The organism is Amycolatopsis silviterrae (assembly GCF_042684085.1).
Lineage (GTDB): Bacteria > Actinomycetota > Actinomycetes > Mycobacteriales > Pseudonocardiaceae > Amycolatopsis > Amycolatopsis silviterrae.
This window is the reverse complement of the sequence record NZ_JBHUKS010000032.1, coordinates 105,419-112,622: the sequence shown is the minus strand read 5'-3', so window position 1 is coordinate 112,622 and position 7,204 is coordinate 105,419. Positions and strand designations below refer to the sequence as shown.

10 protein-coding genes are annotated in these 7,204 nt (G+C 71.3%); 4 read left to right on the top strand and 6 right to left on the bottom strand.

Features of this window, described 5'->3' with window-relative positions:
* Positions 1–195 precede the first annotated feature (195 nt).
* Positions 196–687, top strand: coding sequence for a DoxX family protein (locus tag ACFSVL_RS38695; RefSeq protein WP_378311818.1), 492 nt, complete (start codon positions 196–198; stop codon positions 685–687).
* Here the strand turns inward: ACFSVL_RS38695 and ACFSVL_RS38690 are convergent.
* Both ACFSVL_RS38690 and bioB read right to left on the bottom strand, forming a co-directional pair.
* Positions 598–1,734, bottom strand: coding sequence for an 8-amino-7-oxononanoate synthase (locus ACFSVL_RS38690; RefSeq protein ID WP_378311824.1), 1,137 nt, complete (start codon positions 1,732–1,734; stop codon positions 598–600). The two genes, ACFSVL_RS38695 and ACFSVL_RS38690, sit on opposite strands and share 90 nt — an antisense overlap.
* A 5-nt stretch (positions 1,735–1,739) precedes the next feature.
* Positions 1,740–2,798 carry a biotin synthase BioB gene (bioB, locus tag ACFSVL_RS38685; protein ID WP_378311817.1) on the bottom strand — a complete coding sequence of 353 codons (1,059 nt, stop codon included), beginning with the start codon at positions 2,796–2,798 and terminating at the stop codon, positions 1,740–1,742.
* A 48-nt stretch (positions 2,799–2,846) separates the two neighbouring features.
* Between bioB and ACFSVL_RS38680 the strand changes: the two genes are divergently transcribed.
* The gene (locus tag ACFSVL_RS38680; RefSeq protein WP_378311815.1) at positions 2,847–3,389 is read left to right on the top strand and encodes a TetR family transcriptional regulator; all 543 of its coding nucleotides are present in this window, start codon (positions 2,847–2,849) and stop codon (positions 3,387–3,389) included.
* Positions 3,390–3,402: 13 nt separating this feature from the next.
* On the top strand, positions 3,403–4,341 hold the full coding sequence (locus tag ACFSVL_RS38675; protein ID WP_378311813.1) for a bile acid:sodium symporter: 939 nt from the start codon (positions 3,403–3,405) through the stop codon (positions 4,339–4,341).
* On the opposite strand, the gene ACFSVL_RS38670 is transcribed toward ACFSVL_RS38675, so the two are convergent.
* Together ACFSVL_RS38670 and ACFSVL_RS38665 are read right to left on the bottom strand one after the other, a co-directional pair.
* Positions 4,342–4,806 carry a DinB family protein gene (locus ACFSVL_RS38670; protein WP_378311811.1) on the bottom strand — a complete coding sequence of 155 codons (465 nt, stop codon included), beginning with the start codon at positions 4,804–4,806 and terminating at the stop codon, positions 4,342–4,344.
* Between the two features lie 18 nt (positions 4,807–4,824).
* Positions 4,825–5,421 carry a class I SAM-dependent methyltransferase gene (locus ACFSVL_RS38665; RefSeq protein WP_378311809.1) on the bottom strand — a complete coding sequence of 199 codons (597 nt, stop codon included), beginning with the start codon at positions 5,419–5,421 and terminating at the stop codon, positions 4,825–4,827.
* A gap of 160 nt (positions 5,422–5,581) precedes the next feature.
* On the opposite strand from ACFSVL_RS38665, the gene ACFSVL_RS38660 reads away from it, so the two are divergent.
* Entirely contained in the window at positions 5,582–6,376 is a 795-nt protein-coding gene (locus ACFSVL_RS38660) for an MBL fold metallo-hydrolase (protein ID WP_378311807.1), read from the top strand.
* 5 nt (positions 6,377–6,381) lie between these two features.
* On the opposite strand, the gene ACFSVL_RS38655 is transcribed toward ACFSVL_RS38660, so the two are convergent.
* The gene (locus tag ACFSVL_RS38655; RefSeq protein WP_378311805.1) at positions 6,382–6,765 is read right to left on the bottom strand and encodes a DUF2267 domain-containing protein; all 384 of its coding nucleotides are present in this window, start codon (positions 6,763–6,765) and stop codon (positions 6,382–6,384) included.
* 111 nt (positions 6,766–6,876) lie between these two features.
* On the bottom strand, positions 6,877–7,176 hold the full coding sequence (locus tag ACFSVL_RS38650; protein ID WP_378311803.1) for a hypothetical protein: 300 nt from the start codon (positions 7,174–7,176) through the stop codon (positions 6,877–6,879).
* Positions 7,177–7,204: the final 28 nt, after the last annotated feature.

Sequence of the window (7,204 nt, the reverse complement as noted above, 5' to 3'; positions counted from 1 at the left end):
ACAGCCACCACATCCAAGCCTGCCAAACAGACCCGAACACAACCCATTAGGACTCCTTGAGGGAATCTGATTCTCCCAAGGAGTCCTTCACGGACCTTCGGCTATGGCCATGCGGCTGGACGGGAGCGGGCCAGGCCAGTACGGTATGGCAAGCCTAACCTAAGTAACTCGTTAGTCGTTCTTCGAGGAGGACCCATGCCAGAGCGTGCGCTCGACCGGGCCGCCCCGTTCGTGCTCGGGCTGTTCCGGATCGTCGTCGGGCTGCTGTTCGCCGCGCACGGGGCGGCGTCGCTGTTCGGGATCTTCGGCGGCGGGCCCAAGGGCGGCACGGTCGCCGTGGGCGCCTGGCCGTCCTGGTACGCGGCGGTGATCCAGCTCGGCTGCGGCCTGCTGGTCGCCTTTGGTCTCGGCACCCGGATCGCGGCCGTGCTCGCGTCCGGTTCGATGGCATACGCCTACTTCGTCGTCCACCAGCCGGACGGCCTCTTGCCGCTGCAGAACGACGGCGAACCCGCGGCGATGTTCTGCTGGGCGTTCCTGTTGCTGGTCTTCACCGGACCCGGTGCGCTGGCGTTCGATGCGTTGCTGCGCAAGCGGTCAGACGACGCTCGCGGCGCGCGACCACTGGGCGGCGAGCCGCGCCGCGTCCTGAGCGCGGTCCAGGTCAACCCCGGCGCGCGCGACTAGCCGGAGCCGGGAAACGCCGTCCGGGACGCTCGGCGGCCGGAAGCAGCCGACGACGATGTCCCGTTCGTACAGCCGGTTCGCGGCGGCGACGGCCTGTTCCGGGGAGTCGGCGGGAATCGACTGCACCGCGCCGGGCGCCCGCGAAACCCCTGCGGCGTCGGCGATCGTGCCGGCCGCGCGGTGCAGCTCCGCCACTCGCGACGGCTCGGCCGCGATGATCCGGCACGCCTCCGCCGCGCTGGCGGCCGCGGCCGGCGCGAGGCCGGTGTCGAAGATGAACGTCCGCGCCGTATTGACCAGATGTTCGCGCAGCAACGGCGATCCCAGCACCGCGCCGCCCTGCGCGCCCAGTGCTTTCGACAGCGTGGCGGTGACCGCGACGTGCGGCGCGCCTGCGAGACCGGCCGCGTGTACCGCGCCCCGTCCGTTCCCGGCGACGCCGATGCCGTGTGCTTCGTCGACTACCAGGAAAGCGTTGTACTGAGCGCACAATGCTGCCGTGCTGACCAGATCCGTCGCGTCGCCGAGCACCGAGTAGATCGACTCGACCGCCACGATCGCCCGTTCCTGCGACCGGTCGCGCAGCAGCCGGGCGAGGGTGTGCAGATCGCCGTGCGGGCAGATCGCGACGGGGGAGCGGGACAGCCGTGCGCCGTCGATCAGCGACGCGTGGATGTGCGCGTCGGTGATCAGCAACGTGTCCGGCGAACCGAGTGCGGTGATGACGCCGATGTTTGCCGTGTAGCCACTGGAAAACCCGAGCGCGGCCGGTTGTCCAGTGAGGACAGTCAGCTCGCGTTCCAGCTCCGTGTGGCACGGCGTAGTGCCGGTGACGACGCGCGAAGCACCCGCGCCGGCACCGTACTTTTCGACGGCCTGGACGGCGGCCGCGCGCAGGCGCGGATCGGTGCTGAGGCTCAGGTAGTCGTTCGAGGCGAGGTCCAATGTGGACGCTCGCGGATGCCGGCGGTCGTCGGCCCGCCGGACGAGACCGGCGACGTGCCGGTCCCGGTCGGCGGCGGTGAGCCAGTCGTGCATCGACACCATGGCGGTCACGCGTTGGGCGCGGCGGCGGTGCCCGCGCCGCGTTCCCGCAGGGACGGGGCGGAGTGCCCGGCCTGCTGCTGCTCGCCCGCGCCGAGGACCTCGAACCCGGCGTCGGCGATCATCTCCAGGTCGGCCTTCGCGGCCTGGCCTTCACTGGTCAGATAGTCGCCGAGGAACAGCGAGTTCACCACGTGCAGCGCGATCGGCTGCAGCGACCGCAGGTGCATTTCGCGGCCGCCGGCCATCCGGACTTCCTTTGCCGGGCAGGCGAAGCGCGCCAGCGCGAGGATGCGCAGCGCGCGCAGCGGGCTCAGCTCCCAGGTGCCGGCGAGCGGCGTGCCCTCGAACGGCATCAGGAAGTTGACCGGGATCGAATCGCTGTCGATGTCCCGCAGCGCGAAGATCGCGTCGATCAGCTCGTCGTCGGTCTCGCCCATGCCGACGATCAGGCCGGAGCACGCGGAAAGCCCGGCGGACTTGGCCTTTTCGACGGTGTCCACGCGGTCGTCGTACCCGTGCGTCGTGCAGATCTCGGAGTACCGGGACTCGCTGGTGTTGAGATTGTGGTTGTACGCGTCGACGCCTGCCTCGCGCAGCTTCTCGGCCTGCCCGTCCTTGAGCAGCCCGAGGCATGCGCACACCTCCACGTCGGCGTGTGCGGACTTCACCGCCTCGACGGCCTTGGCGACGCGGTCGACGTCGCGGTCGCTCGGCCCGCGCCCGCTGGCGACCAGGCACACCCGCGACGCGCCGCCCTGGACGCCCGCGCCGGCCTGGCGCGCCGTTTCCTCGGCGGACAGCCAGGAGTACTTGAGGATCTGCGCGGACGACCCGAGCCGCTGCGAGCAGTACCCGCAGTCCTCGGGGCACAGGCCCGATTTCAGGTTGACGAGGTAGTTGACCTTGACCCGGTTGCCGAAGTGCGCGCGGCGCAGCCGCCCGGCCGCCGCGACCAGGCCGAGCACGTCCTCGTCCGGCGCTTCCAGCACCGCGCGGGCGTCGGTGCGGTCGAGTACGCCGCCGGCCAGCTGCCGGTCGGCCAGGTCGTCGAAGGTTTTGAACACCTATCAAATCCTAGGCGGCCGATCGGTCGGAAGCAAGCGGCAGGCAGAATGAGAGGGGTGAAGGTGACGCGAGACCAGATCGTCGACCGGGCGTACGAGCTGCTGCGGGAAGCGGGGCTGAGCAGTTTGTCGATGCGGCGGGTGGCCCTCGACCTGGGGGTCCAGCCGGGCGCGCTGTACTACCACGTCGCCAACAAACAGGAGCTGCTCGCGGTCGTCGCCGCGCGGATCCTGAAAGGACTGCCGGGGGTGGCGAAGGATCCGCGCGAGGCGGCCGGGGACTTCCGCTCGGCGCTGCTGCAGGTCCGCGACGGCGCCGAGGTGGTGTCGTTCGTGCAGGCGTACCGGCCGGATCTGCTGGTGCCCACGCACGCCTTGCGCCAGCTGTTCACCGGGAAATTCGACGACCGGCGCGCGGAGTGGGCGGCGCGGACGGTCGTCCACTATGTACTCGGCTTCGTCGCGGAGGAGCAGAACCACGCCGAACTGGTGCGCGCTGGGATCGTCGAGGAAGACCCGGCGCACAGCGGGGATTCGGACGAGGCGTTCGGCTTCGGCATCGACGCGATCCTCAGTGGACTGTCCAGCTGAGACGGCGTGAACCATGGAACGCCATCAGGTCGCCATCTATCTAGCCGCGCTCGCTGCCGGGGCACTCGTCGGCTGGCTTGCTCCGGCAGCCGGTCCCGCACTGGAGCCAGCGATCAACCCCGTACTGGCCGCTCTGCTCTACGTCACCTTCCTGCAGGTCCCAGCCGCCGAGCTGGGGCGATCCCTCCGCGACGCCCGGTTTATCAGTGCCGCACTGGTGGTGAACTTCGTCGTGGTGCCGTTGGTCGTCGCGGCGATGTTCGCGTTTTTCCCGGCCGGGCAGGCATTGCGGCTGGGCATGCTGCTCGTGCTGCTGGCCCCGTGCGTGGACTACGTGATCGTCTTCAGCGGCCTGGCCGGCGGCAGCAGTCAGCGCCTGCTCGCGGCGACGCCGTTGCTGTTGCTCGCGCAGATGATCCTGCTGCCTGGCTTCTTGTTTCTCTTTCTCGGTCCGGATCTGGCCGACGTCGTCCGGATCGGGCCGTTCCTGGAAGCGTTTCTCGTGCTGATCGCGGTGCCGCTGGCGCTGGCGTGGCTCACCCAAGCCTGGGCGGCCCGGCACGCGACCGGCCGCCGGTTCGCCGACGGGGCCGGGACGGCGATGGTGCCGCTGATGGCCGCGACGCTCGCGACTGTGGTCGCGTCGCAAACCCTGAAGCTCCACAGTGGACTCGGACCGGTCGCGTCGGTCGCGCCGTTTTATGTGGTTTTCCTCGTGGTGATGGCGTTCGCCGGGCTCGGCGTCGCGCGACTGTTCCGAGTGGACACTCCGGCCGCGCGCGCGATCGTTTTCACCGGAGCGACCCGGAACTCGCTGGTGGTGCTTCCGCTGGCGCTCGCGCTGCCGGACGAGTTCGCGGTCGCGCCGGTCGTGGTGGTGACGCAGACGTTGGTCGAGGTGGTGGGCATGGTCTGCTACGTCCGGCTCGTGCCCCGGCTGGTGCGGGGGTAGTCAGCGTCCGGTCGAGCCGTCGATCAGCTCCCGGAGGATGTCGGCGTGGCCCGCGTGCCGTCCGGTTTCCTCGATCATGTGCGTCAGCGCCCAGCGGACGCTCGTCCCCTCGCGGCCCGGCACGGGCGCGGCGAGGTCCGGGCAGCCGTCGAGGATTTCGTTGGCCTGCTTGACTGCTTCCCGGTAGCGGGCGACGACGTCGGCGACGCTGTCCTCGGTGCGGAAGGTCGACGGCCAGCTGGTGACCTTCTCGCCGAGGAACAACGACCGCTCCACGAAAGCCAGATGATTGAGCAGTCCGACCAGATTCGTGCCGGACGGCACGGCGGCGGCGTGTGCCTCGGGGTCCGGCGCGCCGTCGACCTTGGCGGCGACCGAGGTGCGGAGATAGTCGAGAAATCCGCGCAGGACTTCGGTTTCGCTGCTTCCGGTGCGGGGCGGCGGGGTGTCGCGGCGGCGGGCCACAGTGGTCTCCTCGGGGGTTCAGGCGGTGCGGCGGATCAGCAGGACGTGGTCGACGACCTCGGCGGTCTGGCCGTCCGGCCCGGTCGCGACGCGGGTGGGGGAGGCGGCGCGCTCGACGGTCCACCCGGCCGGGTCGAGAGCGAGGTCCGCGGCGATCTCCGCCGGGCCGGGGAAGTGCGCGTCCGGGTCCTGGTTCCACGACCACGGCGCGCTCGAACCGTGGTCCACGACCAGCAGCCGGCCGCCCGGGCGCAGCGCGTGCGCGGCGGCGCGCAGGACGCCGGCCCGGTCCAGTTCGAAGGGGGACTGCAGGTAGTGCGCGGTCACGAGATCGAATTCGCCGGCCGGGAAGCTGACCCGGAGGTCGTGCCGCACCGCGGTGATCCGCACCCCGGCGAGACGCTGGACGGCGACGGCCGAGATGTCGGTGGCGGTCACGTGCCAGCCGCGTCCGGCGAGCCAGCGCGCGTCGCCGCCGTTGCCGCAGCCCAGGTCGAGCGCGTCGCCGGGCGGCAGGTCGGAGACGATCTCCACGAGCCGGGCGTTCGGCCGCGGGGCCGTCGCGGGCCGGGCGGCGTGCACTTCGTCCCAGAACTGGGTCGCGTCGGTGATCATCGGGGGCTCCTCGGGTCGTGGTGCGTCCAGGGTCGCCGGAGCCGGGCCCGGAGCGCACGCGATCTTGCCGGAACGGCAAGTCCCACCTGCTGGGAAGCGCCGGGCAAGATCGGTTCGCCGGTACCGTCGGGTCCGAACGGCCGAAAAGCGAGGAGCGGCAATGAAAATCGGCAGCATCGACATCGTCGGCGTCCTCGACGGCACCGCCCGGCTGCCGCTGGCCGGCACCGTGGTCCACGCGCGCGGCGCGCGCTGGGAGTGCCATCACCAGCCGGTCGGCGCGGACGGCCGGATCGGCATGGCTGTCGGATCTTTCCTGCTCCGGCCGGGCGGCCGGACGGTGCTGGTCGACGCCGGGACCGGGCCGGGCTTCGAGCATGACGGCTTCGCCACCGGCGGGCTGCTCGACAATCTGCGCCGCGCCGGGGTCGAGCCCGAGGAGGTCACCGATGTGGTCTTCACCCATCTGCACGTGGACCACGTCGGCTGGTCGACCGTGCGCGGCGAAGCGGTCTTCCCGAAAGCGACGTTCCGCATGCACGCCGCCGATTGGGCGTACTTCACCACCGGCGAGACCGCGGATCCGGCGGTGCGCGAGATATTCGAGCCGATCACCGGCCGGATCGAGACGTTCGACGCGGAGACCGAACTCGTGCCTGGCCTGATCGCCCGTCCCGCGCCCGGCCACACCCCCGGTTCCACGGTGTTCGTGGTCAGCGACGCGGGCGAACGCGCCCTGCTGCTCGGCGACGTCCTGCACACGGTCGGCGAGCTGACCGACCCCGAGTGGGAGGGCATGTTCGATGTGGACCGGTCCGCCGCGACCGCGGTCCGGCAGCGGTTCGCGGCCGAACTCGAAGCCTCCGGCGACGTTTTCGCGCCCGCGCACTTCCCGGACCTCGCCTTCGGGCGGCTGATCTCCGCCGGCGGGATCCGGCGGTTCGCCTGGGCCTGACCGCGTCACCCGGAGCCGCGCCGCGGCGGGGTTTCGCGCGACCAGGTGCACGGCTGCCGGGTCCCGCCCAGCAGGACCAGCACGTCCGGGCTCACTCCCGCGCGCACCCGGGACGCGAGTTCGGGCGCGGTCTGCCCGAGTGCCGAGTAGACCGCGCGGACCAGGCATCTCGCCGCGCGCGGGGAACGCCTGGTGCGCACCGAGACCTCCAGCAGAAGGGCCTCCGGATCGCACGTGCGGCCCCGGCTCGGCGCGACGATGCCCAGCCGGGTTTGCTCGGCAAGGGGGAGGCATCGCAGCAGGCTGTCGACCACGCCGTCGATCGCGAGCCGGTTCCGTTCCGTGCGGGGTGGGGGAGGCCCGGGCAGAATTTCCTTCCGCACCAGCATGGACCATCAACTCCTGCGCGCAGAGTAGCCGATCCGCCGCGCGGCGTGGCCGCGCGGTTCCGTGCGGTGGAAAACCATTCCGTTCCGTCCACTGTGGACGGAACGGGCGGCTCAGCCCGGTGACCCGGACAGAACGGCGAGCCGGTCGAGCGCCGTGCGGACGCGCTCCGGCCCGTCGTGCCCGTCCGGGAACGACAGGTGCAGTGTGGCGTGGCTGGTGCCAGCGTCGGCGGGCTCGACCTGGAGCCAGCCGCGGCCGTGCCATTCGAGCCGCAGCCGGTCGCGGTGCGCGGCCGGTTCCGCGGCGCCGGGATCGGGCAGCCAATCGTTGCGGTGCGCGACATCGCCCGCGACGGCGTACACGTGCTCCGCCGTCGCGGGCATCCTTCGTCCGGCTTCGAACTCGGTCATGGCCCTGGCTACCCGCTGCGGGGAGGGC

What these genes read in the sequence shown, in the direction of transcription:
- ACFSVL_RS38665 (WP_378311809.1), bottom strand. Translation starts at nt 5,421, where the DNA reads ATGATCACCGACGCGACCCAGTTCTGGGACGAAGTGCACGCCGCCCGG.
- ACFSVL_RS38675 (WP_378311813.1), top strand. Translation starts at nt 3,403, where the DNA reads ATGGAACGCCATCAGGTCGCCATCTATCTAGCCGCGCTCGCTGCCGGG.
- ACFSVL_RS38680 (WP_378311815.1), top strand. Translation starts at nt 2,847, where the DNA reads ATGAGAGGGGTGAAGGTGACGCGAGACCAGATCGTCGACCGGGCGTAC.
- ACFSVL_RS38690 (WP_378311824.1), bottom strand. Translation starts at nt 1,734, where the DNA reads ATGGTGTCGATGCACGACTGGCTCACCGCCGCCGACCGGGACCGGCAC.
- ACFSVL_RS38650 (WP_378311803.1), bottom strand. Translation starts at nt 7,176, where the DNA reads ATGACCGAGTTCGAAGCCGGACGAAGGATGCCCGCGACGGCGGAGCAC.
- ACFSVL_RS38695 (WP_378311818.1), top strand. Translation starts at nt 196, where the DNA reads ATGCCAGAGCGTGCGCTCGACCGGGCCGCCCCGTTCGTGCTCGGGCTG.
- ACFSVL_RS38655 (WP_378311805.1), bottom strand. Translation starts at nt 6,765, where the DNA reads ATGCTGGTGCGGAAGGAAATTCTGCCCGGGCCTCCCCCACCCCGCACG.
- ACFSVL_RS38660 (WP_378311807.1), top strand. Translation starts at nt 5,582, where the DNA reads ATGAAAATCGGCAGCATCGACATCGTCGGCGTCCTCGACGGCACCGCC.